The sequence below is a fragment of the Streptomyces chiangmaiensis genome, assembly GCF_036281785.1.
GTDB classification, from domain to species: Bacteria; Actinomycetota; Actinomycetes; order Streptomycetales; family Streptomycetaceae; genus Streptomyces; species Streptomyces chiangmaiensis.
Genome location: NZ_JAYWVC010000004.1, coordinates 74,515 through 94,436, shown reverse-complemented (window position 1 = coordinate 94,436; position 19,922 = coordinate 74,515). Strand labels below are relative to the sequence as shown.

The window sequence follows — 19,922 nt, the reverse complement described above, 5'->3', positions numbered from 1 at the left end:
GTCCACCACCCACCCACAGGTTGCCGTCCGTTGTCCCCAGTGATCCCCGCCTTCTCCACATCCCTGTCCACTGTTCGGCAACGCGACGCGGCTTCTCACCGGCGCGAGTGAAAGCCGTCACACCAAGGTGCTGGGTTGGGCTGTGGGAAAGGTGGGTAAAGCTGGGGACAGCACTGGGGAGAAGTGCCTGAGGGCTGTGCACGGTCTGTGCAGAACTTTCCGTTCTCCACAGAGATCCCTGGTTGTCCACCGCTCGCACCCACAGGGCCCGTGGACAAAATTTCACCTCTGACCTGGGACAACGTAGTTATCCACGGTATCCACAGGCCCTACTACTACTCCCAACTAGAGAGACCGGGAATTTCGCTTCGAAGCGGGTCCTGTGCACAACTCGCTCTCCGGCTCCCGACCGCCCCGCATCACGACTTGACCCCGACGGGCACCTACTGTCGGCGCGGTGCGTCAGACTGTTCCCCGGTGTCCTTCCCCTCCCAGGGGCCCACGACACCGAGTCAGACGACGAAGGCCAGGCAGGGCGAGAACGCCGGCAACAGCAGGAGGCGGCTTACGGTGAAGATCCGGGTGGAACGCGACGTACTCGCGGAGGCAGTGGCCTGGGCGGCACGCAGCCTTCCGGCCCGTCCGCCGGCGCCTGTCCTCGCCGGCCTGCTGCTGAAGGCCGAGGACGGTCAGCTGAGCCTGTCCAGCTTCGACTACGAGGTCTCGGCGCGTGTCTCCGTGGAGGCCGAGGTCGAGGAGGAGGGCACGGTCCTCGTCTCCGGCCGTCTCCTTGCGGACATCTCGCGGGCCCTGCCCAACCGCCCGGTGGAGATTTCCACAGACGGTGTACGGGCCACGGTGGTCTGCGGTTCCTCGCGGTTCACACTCCACACGCTGCCTGTGGAGGAGTACCCGGCGCTGCCCCAGATGCCGAACGCGACAGGCACGGTCCCCGGCGAGGTCTTCGCGTCGGCGGTCCAGCAGGTCGCCATCGCCGCAGGCCGCGACGACACCCTTCCCGTCCTCACCGGTGTGCGCATCGAGATCGAGGGCGACACGGTCACACTGGCCTCCACCGACCGTTACCGCTTCGCGGTGCGCGAGTTCCTGTGGAAGCCGGAGAACCCGGACGCGTCCGCGGTCGCCCTGGTGCCCGCCAAGACCCTGCTGGACACCGCCAAGGCGCTGACCAGCGGTGACACCGTGACGCTTGCCCTGTCCGGCTCGGGCGCGGGTGAGGGCCTGATCGGTTTCGAGGGCGCCGGGCGCAGGACGACGACGCGCCTGCTCGAGGGCGACCTCCCGAAGTACCGCACGCTGTTCCCGACGGAGTTCAACTCGGTCGCGACCATCGAGACCGCCCCCTTCGTGGAGGCCGTCAAGCGCGTCGCCCTGGTCGCCGAGCGCAACACCCCGGTGCGGCTCAGCTTCGAGCAGGGCGTGCTGATCCTGGAGGCCGGCTCGAGCGACGACGCACAGGCTGTGGAAAGGGTCGACGCCCACCTGGAGGGCGACGACATCTCGATCGCCTTCAACCCGACTTTCCTGCTGGACGGCCTGAGCGCGATCGACTCCCCGGTGGCCCAGCTGTCCTTCACGACGTCCACGAAGCCCGCGCTGCTGGGCGGCAAGCCGGCCGTGGACGCCGAGGCGGACGATGCGTACAAGTACCTGATCATGCCGGTGCGGCTCAGCGGCTGAGCGTCGGTCGCCGTCCACAGGTTCCGGTGGGCCGGTGGATCACCGGAACCACCGGCCGTCGGACGAAACCGCAGGTCCGGGCCTATGCGTGGGCATGGAGGGCCGGGAGATGTGCATGAGCCTTCGGGTTTAGGCTCGGACGCGGGTACGAAAGTGCCCCTCATGCACATCGCAACCTAAGGAACACCTGATGGATCTGGGTCTCGTCGGCCTCGGCAAGATGGGCGGCAACATGCGCGAGCGGATCCGCCGCGCAGGCCACACCGTCATCGGATACGACCGCAATCCGGACTTCGCCGATGTCCACAGCCTCGAGGAGCTGGTGAGCAAGCTCGAGGGCCCGCGTGTGGTGTGGGTGATGGTCCCGGCCGGCGCCCCGACCCAGTCCACGATCGACGAGCTCGCCGAGCTCCTTCAGCCCGGTGACGTCGTCGTGGACGGCGGCAACTCCCGCTGGACGGACGACGAGAAGCACGCCGCGCAGTTGGCGGCCAAGGGCATCGGTTTCGTGGACTGCGGCGTCTCGGGCGGCGTCTGGGGCCTGCAGAACGGCTACGCGCTGATGTACGGCGGCGACGCCGGCAACGTCGCCAAAGTGCAGCCGATATTCGACGCCCTCAAGCCCGAGGGCGCGTTCGGCTCGGTGCACGCCGGCAAGGTCGGTGCGGGCCACTTTGCGAAGATGGTCCACAACGGCATCGAGTACGCGATGATGCAGGCCTACGCCGAGGGCTGGGAGCTGCTGGAGAAGGTCGACTCCGTGGAGAACGTCCGAGAGGTCTTCCGCTCCTGGCAGGAGGGCACCGTCATCCGCTCCTGGCTGCTCGACCTCGCGGTCAACGCCCTCGACCAGGACGAACACCTCGACAAGCTGCGCGGCTGGGCGGCCGACTCCGGCGAGGGCCGGTGGACCGTGGAGGCGGCCATCGACAACGCCGTACCGCTTCCGGCGATCACGGCGTCGCTGTTCGCCCGCTTCAGCTCGCGGCAGGACGACTCGCCGCAGATGAAGATGATCGCGGCGCTGCGCAACCAGTTCGGTGGCCACGCCGTCGAGAAGAAGTAATCCACAGGGCCGCCCGGCGGTCCACAACCCTTGGGGAGGTCGGCGAACGACCATGCATGTCACGCACCTGTCGCTGGCCGACTTCCGCTCGTACGCCCGGGTCGAAGTCCCGCTCGACCCGGGCGTCACCGCATTCGTCGGCCCGAACGGGCAGGGCAAGACGAACCTGGTCGAGGCGGTCGGCTATCTGGCCACGCTCGGCAGCCATCGCGTCTCCTCCGACGCACCCCTCGTCCGCATGGGCGCCGAGCGCGCGATCATCCGGGCGCAGGTCCGACAGGGCGACCGGCAGCAGCTGGTCGAGCTGGAGCTGAACCCCGGCAAGGCCAACCGTGCCCGCATCAACAGGTCCGCGCAGGTCAGGCCGCGTGACGTGCTGGGCATCGTACGCAGCGTCCTGTTCGCTCCCGAGGACCTGGCTCTGGTCAAGGGCGACCCCGGTGAGCGGCGCCGCTTCCTCGACGAGCTGATCACCGCCCGCTCCCCGCGCATGGCGGGTGTCCGCTCCGACTACGACCGGGTCCTCAAGCAACGCAGCACCCTCCTGAAGACGGCCGCGCTGGCCCGCCGCCACGGTGGCCGGACGGGTGCGGACCTGTCCACACTCGACGTCTGGGACCAGCACCTCGCGCGTGCCGGCGCCGAGCTGCTCGCCCAGCGCCTCGACCTCATCGCCGCAATTCAGCCGCTCGCCGACAAGGCGTACGAGCAGCTGGCGCCCGGCGGTGGCCCGGTCGCCCTGGAGTACAAACCGTCCGCGCCGGGCGAGGCCCACACCCGTGAGGCGCTCTACGAGCAGCTGATGGACGCGTTCGGCGAGGCCCGCAAGCAGGAGACCGAACGCGGCGTCACCCTGGTGGGACCCCACCGGGACGATCTGCTTCTCAGACTGGGCCAGCTGCCCGCCAAGGGATACGCGTCCCACGGCGAGTCCTGGTCCTACGCGCTGGCGCTGCGCCTGGCGTCGTACGACCTGCTGCGCGCGGAGGGCAACGAGCCGGTGCTCGTCCTCGACGACGTCTTCGCCGAGCTGGACACCCGTCGGCGCGAACGCCTGGCCGAACTGGTGGCACCCGGCGAGCAGGTCCTGGTGACCGCCGCGGTCGACGACGACGTACCGCACGTACTGACAGGGACGCGGTACGCCGTGTCCGGCGGCACCGTGGAGCGCGCATGAGCACCGAAGGGCCCACCCCGAAGAACCCCCCTGAACTCTCGGGCGTGGACCTCGCGCGCGTGGCGCTCCGGGCCGCGAAGGAACAGGCACGCGCGCGGGGGGATGCCGCACAGCAGAAGAAGCAGGCACGCCGCGGCGGACTGCGCTCCGGCGCCCGTGCCGACGGCCGCGACCCCATGGCGCTCGGTGCGGCGATCAACCGGCTGATCACCGAGCGCGGCTGGGAGACCCCGGCCGCCGTGGGCAGCGTGATGGGCCGCTGGCCGCAGATCGTCGGCGCGGACCTGGCCAGGCACTGTGTACCGCAGAGGTACGACGAGGACGAACGCGTGCTGACCGTGAGCTGCGACTCCACGGCGTGGGCGACGCAGCTGCGGCTGCTGGCCCCGCAGCTCGTGGCGCGTCTGAACGAGGACCTGGGGCACGGCACGGTGCGGTTGATCAAGGTGCACGGCCCTGGTGGCCCCGCCCGCCGCTTCGGCCCACTGCGTGCCCCCGGCAGCACGGGACCAGGCGACACCTACGGGTGACCGACATCACTCGAAACCGCCCGGAGCAGGTGCCAGGCGGTCGTTTCGGCGTACCCGCACGCGATTGCGGACTGCGAGCTGACTCCGAAGTAGCCAAGGGTTGACAGCCGGAAGCGCTGGGTGCCTCGTAGAGCCTCTTGGAGCCCCGCTCCGCATATGGGGAGTCGGGCGAGACCGGTTGAGGGCGGCACATGCGGACTCAGGTACCGGCAAACCCCCATCACTGTCGGCGCTACCGGTAGACTAGAAGCTAATCCCGCCCCAAACGTGGGGACCGTCCGGGAGTAGCTGAGCAACGCTGATCAAGGCTTACCAACGCAACATGCCGCAGCCGCTCCGGCAAGCCGCCGACGAGCCCGGCTCGTGCTGTGCCAGAAAGGGCGCTTCGTGGCCGATTCCGGCAACCCCAACGAGAACATCCCGTCCACCGACGCCGGCGAGAACGGCGCGGTGACTTCGTCGAACGGCGAGGTCACCGCCTCGTACGACGCCAGCGCCATTACCGTGCTCGAAGGGCTGGACGCGGTCCGCAAGCGACCCGGTATGTACATCGGCTCCACCGGCGAGCGCGGTCTGCACCACCTCGTGTACGAGGTCGTGGACAACTCCGTCGACGAGGCTCTGGCCGGCCACGCGGACACGATCGATGTGACGATCCTGGCCGACGGCGGTGTGCGTGTCGTCGACAACGGCCGTGGTATCCCGGTGGGCATCGTTCCCTCCGAGGGCAAGCCGGCCATCGAGGTCGTGCTGACCGTGCTGCACGCGGGCGGCAAGTTCGGCGGTGGCGGCTACGCAGTCTCCGGCGGTCTGCACGGCGTCGGCGTCTCCGTCGTGAACGCCCTGTCCAGCAAGGTGTCGGTCGAGGTCAAGACCGACGGCCACCGCTGGACGCAGGACTACAAGATGGGCGTCCCGACGGCACCGCTGGCCCAGCACGAGGTGACGGGTGACACCGGCACCTCGGTCACCTTCTGGGCCGACGCGGACATCTTCGAGACCACCGAGTACTCCTTCGAGACGCTCTCGCGGCGTTTCCAGGAGATGGCGTTCCTCAACAAGGGCTTGACCATCAGGCTCACCGACGAGCGCGAGTCGGCGAAGGCCACCGCAGGGGCGGACGAGGCCGGAGCCGACGAGAAGGACGAGGTCAAGAGCGTTACGTACCACTACGAGGGCGGCATCGTCGACTTCGTGAAGTACCTCAACTCCCGCAAGGGAGACGCGGTGCACCCGACGGTGATCGACCTCGAGGCCGAGGACAAGGACAAGAGCCTGTCCCTCGAGGTCGCGATGCAGTGGAACAGCGGTTACAGCGAGGGCGTGTACTCCTTCGCCAACATCATCCACACCCACGAGGGCGGTACGCACGAGGAGGGCTTCCGTGCGGCGCTGACCTCGCTGATCAACAAGTACGCGCGCGACAAGAAGATGCTCCGCGAGAAGGACGACAACCTCACCGGTGACGACATCCGCGAGGGTCTGACGGCCATCATCTCGGTCAAGCTGAGCGAGCCGCAGTTCGAGGGCCAGACCAAGACCAAGCTGGGCAACACCGAGGCGAAGACCTTCGTCCAGAAGGCGGTCTACGAGCACCTCAACGACTGGCTGGACCGCAACCCGAACGAGGCGGCGGACATCGTCCGCAAGGGCATCCAGGCGGCCACCGCGCGTGTGGCGGCCCGCAAGGCCCGTGACCTCACCCGGCGCAAGGGCCTCCTGGAGAGTGCGTCCCTGCCGGGCAAGCTCTCGGACTGCCAGTCCAACGACCCGACCAAGTGCGAGATCTTCATCGTCGAGGGTGACTCCGCCGGCGGCTCGGCCAAGTCGGGCCGCAACCCGCAGTACCAGGCGATCCTCCCGATCCGAGGCAAGATCCTCAACGTCGAGAAGGCCAGGATCGACAAGATCCTGCAGAACCAGGAGATCCAGGCGCTGATCTCCGCGTTCGGCACCGGCGTGCACGAGGACTTCGACATCGAAAGGCTCCGCTATCACAAGATCATCCTGATGGCGGACGCCGACGTCGACGGCCAGCACATCAACACCCTGCTACTGACGTTCCTGTTCCGCTTCATGCGGCCGCTGGTCGAGGCCGGGCACGTGTTCCTCTCGCGTCCCCCGCTCTACAAGATCAAGTGGGGCCGGGACGAGGTCGAGTACGCGTACTCCGACCGTGAGCGCGACGCGCTGCTGGAGCTGGGCCGCCAGCGCGGCAAGCGTGTCAGGGAGGACTCGATCCAGCGCTTCAAGGGCCTCGGCGAGATGAACGCCGAGGAGCTGCGGGTGACCACCATGGACATCGAGCACCGCGTCCTCGGCCAGGTCACACTCGACGACGCCGCCCAGGCCGACGACCTGTTCTCGGTCCTCATGGGTGAGGACGTCGAGGCCCGCCGCGCGTTCATCCAGCGCAACGCCAAGGACGTCCGCTTCCTCGACATCTGAGTCGGTCTCAGCTGACCGCACCAGGAAGGATCTTCACCAGCAATGGCCGACGAGAACACCCCCGCCACGCCGGAAGAGGCAGCCGGCGACACCAGCGTCCGCATCGAGCCCGTCGGGCTCGAGACGGAGATGCAGCGCTCGTACCTGGACTACGCGATGTCCGTCATCGTGTCCCGGGCGCTGCCCGACGTCCGGGACGGCCTCAAGCCCGTCCACCGCCGCGTCCTGTACGCGATGTACGACGGCGGATACCGGCCCGAGCGCGGTTTCTACAAGTGCGCCCGTGTCGTCGGCGACGTCATGGGCAACTACCACCCGCACGGCGACTCCTCGATCTACGACGCGCTGGTCCGCCTCGCGCAGCCGTGGTCGATGCGGATGCCGCTGGTGGACTCCAACGGCAACTTCGGCTCTCCGGGCAACGACCCCGCGGCCGCCATGCGCTACACCGAGTGCAAGATGGCGCCGCTGTCCATGGAGATGGTCCGCGACATCGACGAGGAGACCGTCGACTTCACGGACAACTACGACGGCCGCTCCCAGGAGCCGACGGTCCTTCCGTCCCGCTTCCCGAACCTGCTGATCAACGGCTCCGCCGGTATCGCGGTCGGCATGGCGACCAACATCCCGCCGCACAACCTCCGTGAGGTCGCGGCGGGCGCCCAGTGGTGCCTGGAGAACCCGGACGCCTCGCACGAGGAGCTGCTCGAGGCCCTCATCGAGCGGATCAAGGGACCCGACTTCCCCACGGGCGCCCTCGTGGTGGGCCGCAAGGGCATCGAGGAGGCCTATCGCACCGGGCGCGGCTCGATCACCATGCGCGCGGTCGTCGAGGTCGAGGAGATCCAGAACCGCCAGTGCCTGGTGGTCACCGAGCTGCCCTACCAGGTCAACCCGGACAACCTGGCGCAGAAGATCGCCGACCTGGTCAAGGACGGCAAGATCGGCGGTATCGCGGACGTCCGCGACGAGACGTCGTCGCGGACCGGCCAGCGCCTGGTCATCGTGCTGAAGCGGGACGCGGTCGCCAAGGTCGTACTGAACAACCTCTACAAGCACACCGACCTGCAGACGAACTTCGGCGCCAACATGCTGGCGCTCGTCGACGGCGTGCCGCGCACCCTGTCCCTGGACGCGTTCATCCGCCACTGGGTGACGCACCAGATCGAGGTCATCGTCCGCCGTACGCGCTTCAGGCTGCGCAAGGCCGAGGAACGCGCGCACATCCTGCGCGGCCTGCTGAAGGCCCTGGACGCCATCGACGAGGTCATCGCACTGATCCGGAGCAGCGCGACCGTCGAGGTAGCGCGCGAGGGCCTGATGGGGCTCCTGGAGATCGACGAGATCCAGGCGAACGCCATCCTCGAGATGCAGCTGCGCCGCCTGGCCGCCCTGGAGCGTCAGAAGATCGTCCAGGAGCACGACGAACTCCAGGCGAAGATCACCGAGTACAACGAGATCCTCGCCTCCCCGGTCCGCCAGCGCGGGATCGTCAGCGAGGAACTCGCCGCGCTCGTCGAGAAGTACGGCGACGACCGCCAGACGAAGCTGATCCCGTACGAGGGCGACATGTCCATCGAGGACCTGATCGCCGAAGAGGACATCGTGGTCACGGTCACCCGCGGTGGCTACATCAAGCGCACCAAGACGGACGACTACCGCGCGCAGAAGCGCGGCGGCAAGGGCGTGCGCGGAACGAAGCTGAAGGAAGACGACATCGTCGACCACTTCTTCGTGTCCACGACGCACCACTGGCTGCTGTTCTTCACCAACAAGGGCCGCGTCTACCGTGCGAAGGCCTATGAGCTGCCCGACGCCGGCCGGGACGCGCGCGGTCAGCACGTGGCGAACCTGCTGGCCTTCCAGCCGGACGAGTCGATCGCCGAGATCCTCGCGATTCGCGACTACGAGGCCGCGCCGTACCTGGTGCTCGCCACCAAGGGGGGTCTGGTCAAGAAGACGCCTCTGAAGGATTACGATTCGCCGCGCTCCGGCGGTGTCATCGCGATCAATCTCCGCGAGATGGAGGACGGTTCCGACGACGAACTGATCGGGGCCGAGCTTGTTTCGCCCGACGACGATCTGCTTCTGATCAGCAAGAAGGCACAGTCGATCCGGTTCACGGCGACCGACGAGTCCCTGCGCCCGATGGGCCGCGCCACCTCGGGTGTCAAGGGCATGAGCTTCCGTGAGGGTGACGAGCTCCTCTCGATGAATGTTGTTCGACCCGGTACGTTCGTGTTCACCGCAACAGACGGTGGGTACGCGAAGCGGACCGCTGTCGACGAGTACCGCGTCCAGGGTCGCGGCGGCCTCGGCATCAAGGCCGCCAAGATCGTCGAGGATCGTGGCTCGCTCGTCGGCGCGCTGGTGGTCGAGGAGAGCGATGAGATCCTCGCCATCACGCTGTCGGGCGGTGTGATTCGTACCCGGGTCAACGAGGTCAGGGAGACGGGCCGTGACACGATGGGCGTCCAACTGATCCACCTGGGCAAGCGCGATGCCGTGGTCGGCATCGCTCGTAACGCCGAGGCGGGGCGCGAGGCGGAGGAGGTCGACGGCGATGTGGCCGTGGACGAGATCGCCGACGACGCCGCTGCCCTCGGCACGGCCGAGGGCGAAATGCCCCCGGCCGAGTAACACGAGGAGTGAGTCAGCGTGAGCGGAGCCACGGGTGCCGGACCGACCGGTGCGGAATCGGACGGCGGCGGCCGTGGCTCCGCGACGAACTCGACGTACTCCCATGAGGCTCATGGATCCCAGGGGGGAACTGTGACAGACACCCGAGGCCCGCAGACGCAGCAGTACCAGGCGGGTCCGGCCGCCCCCGGTGCCGCGCAGCCCGTGCCGGGGGTGCAGCCTGCCGCGGCACCCCCAGGCCAGGTACCCGCCTCCCCCCTGCCGGGGGAGCGGTGGGCCCACCAGCCCGCGGGGCCCTACCACCCGCCGCAGGCGTACCAGGCGCAGCCGCCGGCCGGCGCCGTACGCCGTCCCCGGACCGGGGCGCGCACCGCTCCGCGCACCCGCAAGGCGCGCCTGAGGGTGGCGAAGGCCGACCCGTGGTCGGTGATGAAGGTCAGCTTCCTGCTCTCCATCGCGCTCGGTGTCTGCACGATCGTGGCGTCTGCGGTGCTGTGGATGGTCATGGACGCGATGGGCGTCTTCTCGACGGTCGGCGGCACGCTGTCGGAGGCCACCAGCTCGAACGGGAACGGCTTCGACCTGCAGTCGTTCCTGTCCCTGCCGCGCGTCCTGACCTTCACCGCGATCATCGCGGTCATAGACGTCGTGCTGGCGACCGCTCTCGCGACACTGGGAGCGTTCATCTACAACATCTCCGCGGGCTTTGTCGGCGGCGTCGAGCTGACGCTGGCGGAGGACGAGTAGACGGTTTGTGCGAGTGCCTTCGGCACCCGTGGCGTCCGGCTGCTCCGAGAGCGCGTCCCTGACGGGGATGCGCTCTCTTCGTGGTGGTCCCGGCCCCTTGAGTATCGATTTTGGGACTTCCCACCTCGTGCGCTAATCTTCAGGGGTCAGCGCGCGGAACACACACCGCAGAGCGCGGCGGGGCTATAGCTCAGTTGGTTAGAGCGCATCCCTGATAAGGATGAGGCCACAGGTTCAAATCCTGTTAGCCCCACAGCTGAAGAACAACACATGAATGGGCGTCTCCCCGGTGGGAGGCGTCCATTCTGCGATGTGCCTGGGCCCCGTCGCCCTGGCGACATCCGCGCTCGACATCGACGGCGGACTTCAGCCGTGGACATCGACGGCCCGGCACCTGGGAGCAGGTGCCGGGCCGTTCGCTGTGGCGGTGTACGCAAGATCGCCCTGTGATGGTTCAAGGTGCCCGTGGGGGCTGTGAGGGACCGAAGGGGAGAGGGGCTAGGTCAGCACTGGAGCCGCGCGGTTGGCTCGAGCGTGGCGGTTGCCGGTTCGCATCGGGGCTGGAGGGAGGAGCGGGCGACGGGGATTGCCGGAACGGTGCCCGTGGTCGTTCGGCGCCGACAACTCGGGGAGGAACCGTGGGCCTCGGCTCTGATGCGTTGCTTCATCGTGGGGGGTAGGGACCGACCGCGGGTCCATTCCGACCGGGTCTGTCTCGGCAGCGTCACCTGGAGGACCTGGCGGGCCTGAAGGACCTGGAAGCCGCTGTTGCGCTCCGGCTGGGGCTGGGGTACCGCGGCGGCCGCGGTCTTCTTGATGAGTCCGAGCGCGGTGCACACTGCCAGGAAGGCGGTGACGACGGCGTTCCACAGCTTCATGACCTTGTTCCCGGTCATGTCCCCTCACTTTCGGGTCGAGCGATTTGCGTACTTTCCTCATGATGTGTATGAGGGGCGCGAAGTGGTGGAGCGACGCCCGTGGCGCGACGTTCTTCGGATGAACACCACTCGGATGGACGCAAGAGGTCCGGAAAGTTCGGAAAAGGCCGGGGAGGGCGGTGAACGTCACAGTCTGTGATGGATGACCACCCGTAGGCCACGGCGGTGGTGGTCGGCCGTACTGCGGTGCACCGGGCCCGAGTTGAGGGCCGACTGAGGCGCGTCGATCGATATCGGTCGGTGTGTATAGTCGGGCGCCAGAGGTCCCCTACGTCAAGGAAAGACGAGGTCGCGCGGTGAAGAAGCTTCTCCTGGTCGCACTGGCCGCCATCGGCGGGCTCCTCGTGTACCGCCAGATCCAGGCGGATCGCGCCGAGCAGGATCTGTGGACGGAGGCGACTGACTCCGTGCCCACGGGTTCGTGAGGTCCGACGGACAAACAGATTCGGAGCAGGCCCCGACCGCCGTTGCGGTCGGGGTTTTGTGTCGTCTCAGGGGATGTCGGCGCCTTCGGGGGGAGCGTTTCGGACGCTCGGACGCAATGCCCGGGTGCCGCCGTGGCCTGCGAGGCAGGATGGGCGGCGGTCCGGGTGGTGTACGGCGAGAGGGCGTGGGATGGAGTGGCGCGCTGGGGCGGCACAGGATGCGCTCGCACGCGGGTGGACACCGGCGTGCATGGCGTTGACCCTGTGTGCCACGGCGGCGCTCGCGATGACCGCGGCGTATCCGACGCGGGCTGACCCGGTCTCCGCGGCCACCGAGGGCACGCCGGCTCCGTACGCCTTCGCCGACGACGACACGAGGGTCGAGGGCGCCACCGTCACCACGGACGCCGTGCGCCTGGATTCCGGGCACACGTACCGGAGCACCCTGCCCGCCGCCGGCAAGCGCTACTACCGCCTGGAGCTCGACTCCGCAGCCAACGCCTATGTCTCCGCGACGGCCGTCCCCAGGGCGGGAGCACGGGTCTCCTCGTCCGACGGACTGAGGGTGTCCGTGCAGGACGCCGGCGGAACCACCTGCTCCACCGGGACCGCGTACTTCGGGCCCACCCGGAGTCCGCATCCGATCGCCGCCTGGGCCTCGCGCGAGACGGGCGCCGGTGCCCACGGCTGCAAGGGGGCGGGGGCGTACTACGTCGTCGTGGAGCGGCGCGTTCCGGGGGCCTCCGCGTCCACCCCCGGCGACTGGGATCTCGAACTGGACTATGTATCGGAACCGGCCCTCGGGCAGGCCGGTGCGACGACCCCGCCTGGAACCTGGAACTCCGCCACCCCTGAGGCCGTCCTGGGCGATGCCACGCGGCGCGCCGGCGGGGCCGGATTCGCCACCGCGAGCGCCCTGGGGCAGGGCGTCTGGCAGGACGCCATCAGGCCCGGGCAGACCCTCTTCTACAAGGTGCCCGTCGACTGGGGCCAGCAGCTCTCCGCGACCGTCGAGATGAGCAGTTCCCCCAATGCGGACGGCTTCGTCGGCACCGCCCTGGCCATGTCGCTCTACAACCCCGTGCGCGCCCACGTCGACGACGCCGACGCCGGGTACAACGGTGCCCAGACCTCGACGGCGCTCGAGCCACTGCCACCCGTCGATCACGCCAACCGCCGTGCCGTCGGCGACCGTACGAGCGCGATGCGGTTCGCGGGCTGGTACTACCTCGCCGTGCATCTCGGCGCTCCCGTGGCGGACAGGTTCGGGGACGGGCCGTTCGGGCTGACGCTGCGGGTGAGCGGGACGCCGGCATCCGGTCCGGCGTACGCGGGACGGTCCGCGCCGGGCGGCGTCTTCGGCATCACGGCAGCGGACCGTGAGGAGGCCGCGGCGGGCACATCAGGAGACGGGGGCGCTGCGGACGGCTCCCCGGGGGCGCCGAGGACCGACGCGACGGCACGCGGAGACAGCGGGGCGGAGAGCGACGAGGCCGACCGCGGGGGAACGGACCAGGACGCCCGCACGATGCGGCTGGTCGCCGCGGGCGGGATCGGCACCGGCAGTGTCCTGGTTCTGTGGCTCGCGTTGTGGACCGCGGTCGCCCGGCGCCGGGCACATGGCCGTTGGGCCGGGTGACCGCGCTCAGATCCGCGACAGCGCCCAGAACCCCACCGTGAAGCAGGCCAGCGCGAGCAGCAGAACCGGGACGGCGACCTTCGCCGGCGGTCCCGGGCGCGGGGCGGCCGGTTCTCCGCCGTATCGCGTGATCTCCTGTGGCGTGGTGGGGGCGTACGGGGGCTGGACGTCGTGTCCGTGGCCGGGCTGCCGTACCGAGGGCGTCCGGGCCGAGGGCGGTGCGGCCGAGGACGTGGGCGTGGGCTCGTGGTGCGGGACGTGGGCGGGAGCAGAGGCCGGCATCACGGCTGCGGCCGGTGGTGCGGACGGCTGCCGGGGCGGGCGGGACACCGCCCCGAGCGCCTCTCGTGGGAGCGGTGGCGGCAGATGGAAGCTTCCGGTGTCCGACATCGTGGGCGGTCGCTGGGAGGGCGTCGGATCGACCGCGGGTCTGGGCGGTACGACGAGGGGCGCGGGCCCGGGCGGAGCCGCAGGGGGAGGGGGCGTCGGCACGGCCGGCGAGCCATGGGCCCCGGAGACTGCGCAGGCCGATGTGCCGCTGTCGGGGGCTGTGGGCCCGGCCGTGCCGGGAGGGGAAGCGCCGGGCGTGGACGTGCGGGCTGCCGAGGACGTGGGCGCGACGGTCGGCCGCGGCGGTATCGAACCGGCCGTGGGCCGCGCCGGGCCGCTGCCGGTCCCGCAGGTGCCAGCCGGCCGCGCCGATGCAGTGCCGTCCGCTCCCGAGGGCCCCACCTGCTGTGCCGCGCCGGCCACGGCGTCCTGCGCGCGCGGCAAGGTGGCTGCGGGATTCGTCACCGTCCGCGGCGTACGCAGTGGTCCCTCGGGCCCGAATTCCTCCGGGAGCGGACCGAGTTGGTCGAAGATCTCCACCTGCTCGTCGTCGGGGCCGGGTTCCGGCAGCAGTTCCCCGGCCGCGGCCAGGGCCTTGCGGGCCCCCGTGGCGGTACGGAACCGTGCGGCCGGGTCCGGTTGCAGCAGTGTCGCCACGACCTCCCACAGAGGTCCGGGAACACCGCGGGGCGGTCCGGGCGTGCCGTTGGCCACGAAGTACTCGACGAGCGCCTTGGTGTCCGGCTTGGCGCCCTCCAGCAGGTACAGCGCGACGAGGCCGGTCGCGAACAGGTCGGCCGTGAAGTCCGGCTCCGCGCCGATCAGTTGCTCGGGCGCGAGATAACCGGGCGTACCCACCACGTAGTCGGTCTCCGTCAGCCGCGGTTCGCCCAGGCGCATGGCGATGCCGAAGTCGGACAGCCGCAGGCGGGGCCGGGCGGTGCCGGTGGCCTCGAGAAGCACGTTGGCGGGCTTGATGTCCCGGTGCACCACGCCTTCCGCGTGCACGGCGGCGAGTCCGGACAACAGCTGGTCCAGCAGAACGCAGACCAAGGACGGGGGCAGCGGGCCGTAGTCCCCGACGAGGTGGACCAGCGAGCCTCCGGTCACCAGGTCCATGGTGAACAGGACCTGGTCGTCGTCCGCCGCCCAGCTGGCGGGTGCGAGCACATGCGGGTGGTCGATGCGCAGCGCCTGTTCGCGTACGAACCGCAGCAGCGCATGGGCGTCGCTCTGCTGAAGGACCTTGGCGGCGACGTAGCGGCGGCGTCGGTGGTCCCAGGCGCGCCAGACCACACCGACTCCCCCGCGTCCGATGGGGTCGACGAGTTCGTACCGTCCGGCGAAGACCTCACCCATGGTCGTGCGTCGCTCCTTCTTCCGGACGACGATCAGGACTCCCGCGCACCCCCCGGCGCGAGAGTCCCCAACGGTTCGGGTGTCGGCTCAGCTCTGGTGCGACTGGTAGTGGGCGACCGCGTCGGAGGTGCGGCCGGCGCCGTACACCCGGAGGAACTCTGCCAGTTCCGGGTGGGTCGGGGCGAGGGTGTCCGCCGCCTCGATGATGTCCCCCGCCGCCGCCACCGAGCGCAGCAACGACTGGATCTCACGGACCACCCGCTTGACCGTGGGCGCTCCCGAACTGTTCGTCGTCTGCGTGGTGTTGTTGAGCACGGAGCCCCCCTGCGACTTCCTGATCTCATCCATCCGCTCGGTCGCCTCGGCGGCGCTCACACTGCCGTCCGCGACCTGCCCCGCCAGGTCCTGCAGCAGTTGGACCCGCTGGACCACCGCGGGGTTGCCGATCTTGGCACGCTGACCGCTCATCAGCTGCGACAACATCGGAGCGGACAGTCCCAGCACACTGGCGAGGCGAGCCTGGTTGAGCCCGAGATCCTCGATGAGCTTACGGAAGAGCGCCCCCAACGGCTCTCCGTACCAGTTCCGCTGCAGCTCCCGCGCTCTGGCGGTGGCTTCCTGCTGTGCGGCGTCCATTGCGTCTCCCCATCGCTTCCCCAAGTACCGTGGTTCGCTCTAGCGAACCACGACGAGCATCTTACGAAGAGTGCTCTCCCACGGGGACCCCCAATCTTTTTGGGAGATGCAGGGGATGACCGGGTACGCTGGTGCGCAGCGCCCGCCGGCCTCCGGTTCCACGGCCGGGAGCGTCCCCTTCGGGGCCTTAGCTCAGTTGGTAGAGCGCTGTCTTTGCATGGCAGATGTCAGGGGTTCGACTCCCCTAGGCTCCACATCGGACCGGCCAGGCGCCCTCGCGGCGGCTGGCCGGTCTTTCGTCTGCGGTGAGCGGTGTCACACCGGGGGATTTGCAGCCGTTGCATTCCTTTGCGCAAATGACCTAAAGGGTGCAGAGGCAGCGGCGCCCCGTGTGAGTGACAGGTTTGCCCGAAGCGCGGTGTGGGGTGATATAGGCACACTTATATGATCAAGTGGACCCAAAGATGCGTAAGCAGAAGGGCACATTCCGTAAAGGAAGTCTCCACGGAACTCCCACGCGGGGTGCGTTGCAAACGTCATCGAGCGGGGAACGCGTAAGCCTCTCCCGTTCCACGTGAAATATCACCACGAGGTTGCCCGTGCCTCGCCCCTCCGGCCGAGCGCAAAGCCGGTGAGCAGGGTGAGTACGCCGCTGCCGGCGGAGAGGCGCCGGGCGGGCCGGAACGCGTCCAGTGTGGCCTGGGAGGAGTCGGGAGTGCTGAGGGGTGCGATGAACACCCAGATGCCGACACCAGGCCCATCTGGCGGGTCATCAGGTTGAGGGCGGATCCGGTGGCGAAGGGCGTGGGTGACGGGTCCACGCCAACCGCCGCAGATCCTGGTAGGGGTGCTGGGTATCGAGGCGTCGTAAAAGCTGCGCGTTTTGTCCAGATGTGTGACGCTTCCATATGTCCATTGGTGACGTTCCTGGACCGTCCCGGGTTCCTGCTCGGCGGTTCATCGGGGCGGAGTTCACCTATGCCTGGCCCATGAACAGACGCGCGCGAGGTTCCGATCGGGTCGCCGGCGATGCACGCGGATCTGCTCTCGCACATACGACACCCCTGGAGTGAGCCGCGATGCGGAGACCACTTCCCCCGGGGGCCACCACTGGATGGGACCGTCCATGACCTCTGCTTCCGAAGACCTCCTTCGCATCGAGAAGGGCCATGCCGAGCCCGAGGAGGTGGCTGCCATCACGGCCGTCCTGCTGGCTCGCGCGGCGGCCCGGTCGTCCACACGGGCCACGGCCCACCGGGGCCGGACCAAGGCCGGCTGGCGCCGCCCGGAACGCTCTCGTGGATTCTCGGCGCCCCACAGTTGGCGGAGTTGAGGCTTCAAGCCCTCTGCATCCACCCCGACGGACGCGTCGACCGGGGGCTGCGAGCAGGTCTGCCCGGTCGAGGTGAGCGAGGACGACGCCCCCAGCAGACTCGGCTCGACAGCACGAGATCACCCCTGGTTGCGACCTGTCCAGTCGGCCTCATGAACGAGAGGGCCTGGACCATCCGGGCGTTTCACGTGAAACACCACTGTGGGGCAGGAGACCCTCAAGTCTTCTGCCCCACAGTGTGGTTGCGGACCGGGCTTCAGTGGCGGTCGTCGTCGTTCCCCGCGGACTCCTCCTCCGCCTGCTTGGCCTCGACCTCGGGGTCCAGCACGCTCGGGCCGCTGCCGTCCACCGACGTCAGACGGTCGTCCTGCGAAATTTCGGTCGCAGCGGGCGGCTCGACCAACCAGTCGGGGTTCGCCTGCTTGTCCCACCATTTCCAGGCGGCGAAGGCTCCCCCCGTCACGGCACCCAGCACTGCCAGTCCCCTGGCGATGCGGCCGATCCTGGCCCGCCGCTGCTGCCGGCGCACCAGCTTCTGGATCTGCCGCGGCGAGATCTGACCACGCAGCGCGGCCAGCGCCGCCGCGCCGCGGGCCGCCGCCTCCTCCCGGACCGGACCGGCCGAGGCAACCGCCTGTTCGATCTTGGGACGGGAGTAGTCGGCCGCTTGTCGGGCGGCCTTGCGTGTGTAGAAGGCTGCGTCCTGGGCCGCCTGATCCACCTTGGGCGGCACATGGGTGCGAGCCTGTTCCAGGCGTGGGGCGAGGTGGGCGTCGTACTGGACGCGGGCCTGCCCGGCGGCCTGCAACACCCTGGGCGCGAGACGGACGCGCGCCTCGTGTGCGTAGTGCGCTGCCTTGTCCTTGGCCGTGTCGGCGTAGGGCGCCACCACTTCCGCGGCATGCAGCACGCTGTCCTTCGCCGAACCGGTCGCGGCGCGCACGCTGTCGATGCGGGTCACGGGTTCCTCCTCCTCGGTGGCGTACAGTAACTCGACTTTCCAGCCTTTTACGGATCATGCCTCCCGAAGAGCTCCCGGGCATGCGAGGACGGGCAACCGGGTCATCCGGCCCGTAGGGGGCGGTCCCGGTCCGCCGCCGGACGGGAAGCGATCAGGATGATCTTCTATATCGGCTGATCACGTGCAATAGCGGATGAATACAGGGCAACGGGAGCTTGTCGACGACAATGCCACGGATCGGTGTGTCGCGCCCCCGCGACGGGACGAGTCGACCGGTTTTCTGCGCGCCCGGAGCACGGAACACGGCCGGCGACACGCCCACGACCGCCCACCCGCCCCTGGCGCACCACGACACCGACCCGCGGACGTTCACGCAGAGGTGAGGCCGAGCAACGCCGGGCGCGTACCGTGCGAGGATCAGGGGGTCACAAAGGACAACGGAAGGCAGATCGTGGCTGAGCAGCTTTACGCCACCTTGAAGACCAACCACGGCGACATCGAGATCCGGCTTCTGCCGAACCAGGCGCCGAAGACGGTCCGTAACTTCGTCGAGCTCGCCCAGGGCGAGCGTGAGTGGACCCACCCGGCGACCGGTGAGAAGTCCACGAAGAAGCTCTACGACGGCACGGTCTTCCACCGGGTGATCAGCGGGTTCATGGTCCAGGGCGGCGACCCGCTGGGCAACGGCACCGGCGGTCCGGGCTACCAGTTCGAGGACGAGTTCCACCCGGACCTCGCCTTCGACAAGCCCTACCTGCTGGCCATGGCCAACGCCGGTCCGGGCACCAACGGCTCGCAGTTCTTCATCACGGTCGCCCCGACGGCCTGGCTGAACCGCAAGCACACCATCTTCGGCGAGGTCACCGACGCTGCCAGCCAGAAGGTCGTGGACACCATCGCCACCACCCAGACCAACCCGCGCACGGACCGGCCGGTCAACGACGTCGTCATCGAGTCCGTCGTCGTCGAGTCCCGCGAGGGCTGAGCCCCCTGGGCACACCGCACGAGGGAACCAAAGCGCCCCGCCCGTCCGTAGAACGGAGGGCGGGGCACCCCGTCGTACGGAGAGTGAGGGACCCGATGGACCAGGCGCCAGGCAGCCCGCCGCAGGGCCCGCCGAACCAGGAACCGCACGGAGCCGGGGAGCTGCCCGTTTGCTACCGGCACCCGGACCGGGAGACCGGCATCCGCTGCACCCGCTGTGAGCGCCCCATCTGCCCGGAATGCATGGTCGACGCCTCGGTCGGCTTCCAGTGCCCGGACTGCGTCCGCACCGGGTCCGGCACGGGCCACGCGCCCGGCGCCAGCCGCCCCCGGACCCTTGCCGGAGGCACCGTCACCGCCGACCCCAGGCTCCTCACCAAGATCCTGATCGGGATCAACGTCGCGGTGTTCATCGCCGTCCATGTCGACTCGTCACTGCTGGACCACCTGGTCCTCGTCGGCGCGTGGCCGCCGACACCGTTCACCCCGACCACGGGTGTCGCGGGGGGCGAGTGGTATCGCCTGGTCACCTCGATGTTCACGCACGAGGCGATCTGGCACATCGCCTTCAACATGCTCAGCCTGTGGTGGATCGGCGGTCCCCTGGAAGCGGCCCTCGGCCGCCTGCGCTACATCACGCTCTACTTCGTCTCGGGCCTGGCCGGCGGCGCGCTGACGTATCTGCTGGCCTCCCCGAGCCAGGCATCGCTCGGTGCCTCCGGCGCGATCTTCGGGCTCTTCGGTGCCACCGCCGTGCTGATGCGCCGGCTCCGCTACGACATGCGGCCCGTCATCGCGCTGCTGGTGATCAACCTGATCTTCACCTTCGGCTGGGGCAACATCGCCTGGCAGGCCCATATCGGCGGACTCGTCGGCGGTGTCGTGGTCGGCTTCGCGATGGTCCACGCCCCCCGTGAGCGGCGGGCTCTCGTGCAGTACGGGGTGTGTGCGCTGGTGCTGGCCGTCGTGGTCCTCATGACGGTGCTCAGGACCGCCCAGCTCACCTGA

Annotated in this window: 17 protein-coding genes, 2 tRNA genes and 1 pseudogene; 15 read left to right on the top strand and 5 right to left on the bottom strand. The window is 69.0% G+C overall.

The features are described from left to right. The first annotated feature begins 570 nt into the window (after window positions 1-570). The 8 genes from dnaN (at window position 571) to VXC91_RS02700 (ending at window position 10,562) form a co-directional block, all read left to right on the top strand. A complete protein-coding gene (dnaN, locus tag VXC91_RS02735; RefSeq protein WP_329504778.1) occupies window positions 571-1,701 on the top strand; it encodes a DNA polymerase III subunit beta in 1,131 nt (376 codons plus the stop codon). A gap of 190 nt (window positions 1,702-1,891) precedes the next feature. Further along, window positions 1,892-2,767, top strand: a complete 876-nt coding sequence (gene gnd, locus VXC91_RS02730) for a phosphogluconate dehydrogenase (NAD(+)-dependent, decarboxylating) (RefSeq protein WP_329504777.1) — start codon at window positions 1,892-1,894, stop codon at window positions 2,765-2,767. A 52-nt stretch (window positions 2,768-2,819) separates the two neighbouring features. After that, window positions 2,820-3,944 (top strand): DNA replication/repair protein RecF, encoded by a 1,125-nt coding sequence (gene recF, locus VXC91_RS02725; RefSeq protein WP_329504776.1) that lies wholly within the window; start codon window positions 2,820-2,822, stop codon window positions 3,942-3,944. Next, window positions 3,941-4,474 (top strand): DUF721 domain-containing protein, encoded by a 534-nt coding sequence (locus tag VXC91_RS02720; protein ID WP_329504775.1) that lies wholly within the window; start codon window positions 3,941-3,943, stop codon window positions 4,472-4,474. Before recF ends, VXC91_RS02720 begins: the two co-directional genes overlap by 4 nt. Before the next feature lie 387 nt (window positions 4,475-4,861). Further along, window positions 4,862-6,922, top strand: coding sequence for a DNA topoisomerase (ATP-hydrolyzing) subunit B (gene gyrB, locus VXC91_RS02715; RefSeq protein WP_329504774.1), 2,061 nt, complete (start codon window positions 4,862-4,864; stop codon window positions 6,920-6,922). A gap of 42 nt (window positions 6,923-6,964) precedes the next feature. Beyond that, entirely contained in the window at window positions 6,965-9,562 is a 2,598-nt protein-coding gene (gyrA, locus tag VXC91_RS02710; protein WP_329504773.1) for a DNA gyrase subunit A, read from the top strand. An 18-nt stretch (window positions 9,563-9,580) separates the two neighbouring features. Further along, window positions 9,581-10,309 carry a DUF3566 domain-containing protein gene (locus tag VXC91_RS02705; protein ID WP_329504772.1) on the top strand — a complete coding sequence of 243 codons (729 nt, stop codon included), beginning with the start codon at window positions 9,581-9,583 and terminating at the stop codon, window positions 10,307-10,309. 179 nt (window positions 10,310-10,488) lie between these two features. After that, window positions 10,489-10,562: transfer RNA gene (locus VXC91_RS02700), tRNA-Ile, on the top strand. 250 nt (window positions 10,563-10,812) lie between these two features. On the opposite strand, the gene VXC91_RS02695 is transcribed toward VXC91_RS02700, so the two are convergent. Beyond that, window positions 10,813-11,205, bottom strand: coding sequence for a DUF6344 domain-containing protein (locus VXC91_RS02695; RefSeq protein ID WP_329504769.1), 393 nt, complete (start codon window positions 11,203-11,205; stop codon window positions 10,813-10,815). A gap of 338 nt (window positions 11,206-11,543) precedes the next feature. On the opposite strand from VXC91_RS02695, the gene VXC91_RS02690 reads away from it, so the two are divergent. Together VXC91_RS02690 and VXC91_RS02685 are read left to right on the top strand one after the other, a co-directional pair. Then, entirely contained in the window at window positions 11,544-11,672 is a 129-nt protein-coding gene (locus tag VXC91_RS02690; protein WP_003999697.1) for a DLW-39 family protein, read from the top strand. 250 nt (window positions 11,673-11,922) lie between these two features. Continuing rightward, window positions 11,923-13,311 (top strand): hypothetical protein, encoded by a 1,389-nt coding sequence (locus tag VXC91_RS02685; RefSeq protein WP_329504767.1) that lies wholly within the window; start codon window positions 11,923-11,925, stop codon window positions 13,309-13,311. A gap of 6 nt (window positions 13,312-13,317) precedes the next feature. Here the strand turns inward: VXC91_RS02685 and VXC91_RS02680 are convergent, their stop codons facing one another. Next, window positions 13,318-15,000 carry a serine/threonine-protein kinase gene (locus VXC91_RS02680; protein WP_329504765.1) on the bottom strand — a complete coding sequence of 561 codons (1,683 nt, stop codon included), beginning with the start codon at window positions 14,998-15,000 and terminating at the stop codon, window positions 13,318-13,320. A gap of 87 nt (window positions 15,001-15,087) precedes the next feature. After that, window positions 15,088-15,636: a helix-turn-helix domain-containing protein gene (locus VXC91_RS02675; protein WP_329504764.1), complete on the bottom strand. Its 549-nt coding sequence runs from the start codon at window positions 15,634-15,636 to the stop codon at window positions 15,088-15,090. 181 nt (window positions 15,637-15,817) lie between these two features. On the opposite strand from VXC91_RS02675, the gene VXC91_RS02670 reads away from it, so the two are divergent. Then, window positions 15,818-15,890 (top strand) — tRNA-Ala (locus tag VXC91_RS02670). Window positions 15,891-16,218: 328 nt separating this feature from the next. Here the strand turns inward: VXC91_RS02670 and VXC91_RS02665 are convergent. Beyond that, entirely contained in the window at window positions 16,219-16,374 is a 156-nt protein-coding gene (locus VXC91_RS02665) for a hypothetical protein (protein ID WP_329504763.1), read from the bottom strand. Window positions 16,375-16,465: 91 nt separating this feature from the next. On the opposite strand from VXC91_RS02665, the pseudogene VXC91_RS02660 reads away from it, so the two are divergent. Next, window positions 16,466-16,590 (top strand): annotated as a pseudogene (locus VXC91_RS02660) (carboxyl transferase domain-containing protein); the annotation flags it as partial. A gap of 172 nt (window positions 16,591-16,762) precedes the next feature. After that, complete coding sequence (locus VXC91_RS02655; protein ID WP_329504761.1) at window positions 16,763-16,969, top strand: acyl-CoA carboxylase subunit epsilon; 207 nt, start codon at window positions 16,763-16,765, stop codon at window positions 16,967-16,969. 256 nt (window positions 16,970-17,225) lie between these two features. Here the strand turns inward: VXC91_RS02655 and VXC91_RS02650 are convergent, their stop codons facing one another. After that, window positions 17,226-17,930: a DUF5324 family protein gene (locus tag VXC91_RS02650; RefSeq protein ID WP_329504759.1), complete on the bottom strand. Its 705-nt coding sequence runs from the start codon at window positions 17,928-17,930 to the stop codon at window positions 17,226-17,228. Between the two features lie 451 nt (window positions 17,931-18,381). On the opposite strand from VXC91_RS02650, the gene VXC91_RS02645 reads away from it, so the two are divergent. Both VXC91_RS02645 and VXC91_RS02640 read left to right on the top strand, forming a co-directional pair. Beyond that, on the top strand, window positions 18,382-18,915 hold the full coding sequence (locus VXC91_RS02645; RefSeq protein WP_329504757.1) for a peptidylprolyl isomerase: 534 nt from the start codon (window positions 18,382-18,384) through the stop codon (window positions 18,913-18,915). A gap of 95 nt (window positions 18,916-19,010) precedes the next feature. Beyond that, entirely contained in the window at window positions 19,011-19,922 is a 912-nt protein-coding gene (locus VXC91_RS02640; protein ID WP_329504755.1) for a rhomboid family intramembrane serine protease, read from the top strand.

Excerpts from the sequence above, each read along its gene's own strand:
- recF (WP_329504776.1), top strand. The coding sequence starts at position 2,820 with ATGCATGTCACGCACCTGTCGCTGGCCGACTTCCGCTCGTACGCCCGG.
- gnd (WP_329504777.1), top strand. The coding sequence starts at position 1,892 with ATGGATCTGGGTCTCGTCGGCCTCGGCAAGATGGGCGGCAACATGCGC.
- VXC91_RS02675 (WP_329504764.1), bottom strand. The coding sequence starts at position 15,636 with ATGGACGCCGCACAGCAGGAAGCCACCGCCAGAGCGCGGGAGCTGCAG.
- VXC91_RS02720 (WP_329504775.1), top strand. The coding sequence starts at position 3,941 with ATGAGCACCGAAGGGCCCACCCCGAAGAACCCCCCTGAACTCTCGGGC.
- VXC91_RS02680 (WP_329504765.1), bottom strand. The coding sequence starts at position 15,000 with ATGGGTGAGGTCTTCGCCGGACGGTACGAACTCGTCGACCCCATCGGA.
- gyrA (WP_329504773.1), top strand. The coding sequence starts at position 6,965 with ATGGCCGACGAGAACACCCCCGCCACGCCGGAAGAGGCAGCCGGCGAC.
- VXC91_RS02640 (WP_329504755.1), top strand. The coding sequence starts at position 19,011 with ATGGACCAGGCGCCAGGCAGCCCGCCGCAGGGCCCGCCGAACCAGGAA.
- VXC91_RS02655 (WP_329504761.1), top strand. The coding sequence starts at position 16,763 with ATGACCTCTGCTTCCGAAGACCTCCTTCGCATCGAGAAGGGCCATGCC.
- VXC91_RS02695 (WP_329504769.1), bottom strand. The coding sequence starts at position 11,205 with ATGACCGGGAACAAGGTCATGAAGCTGTGGAACGCCGTCGTCACCGCC.
- VXC91_RS02685 (WP_329504767.1), top strand. The coding sequence starts at position 11,923 with ATGGCGTTGACCCTGTGTGCCACGGCGGCGCTCGCGATGACCGCGGCG.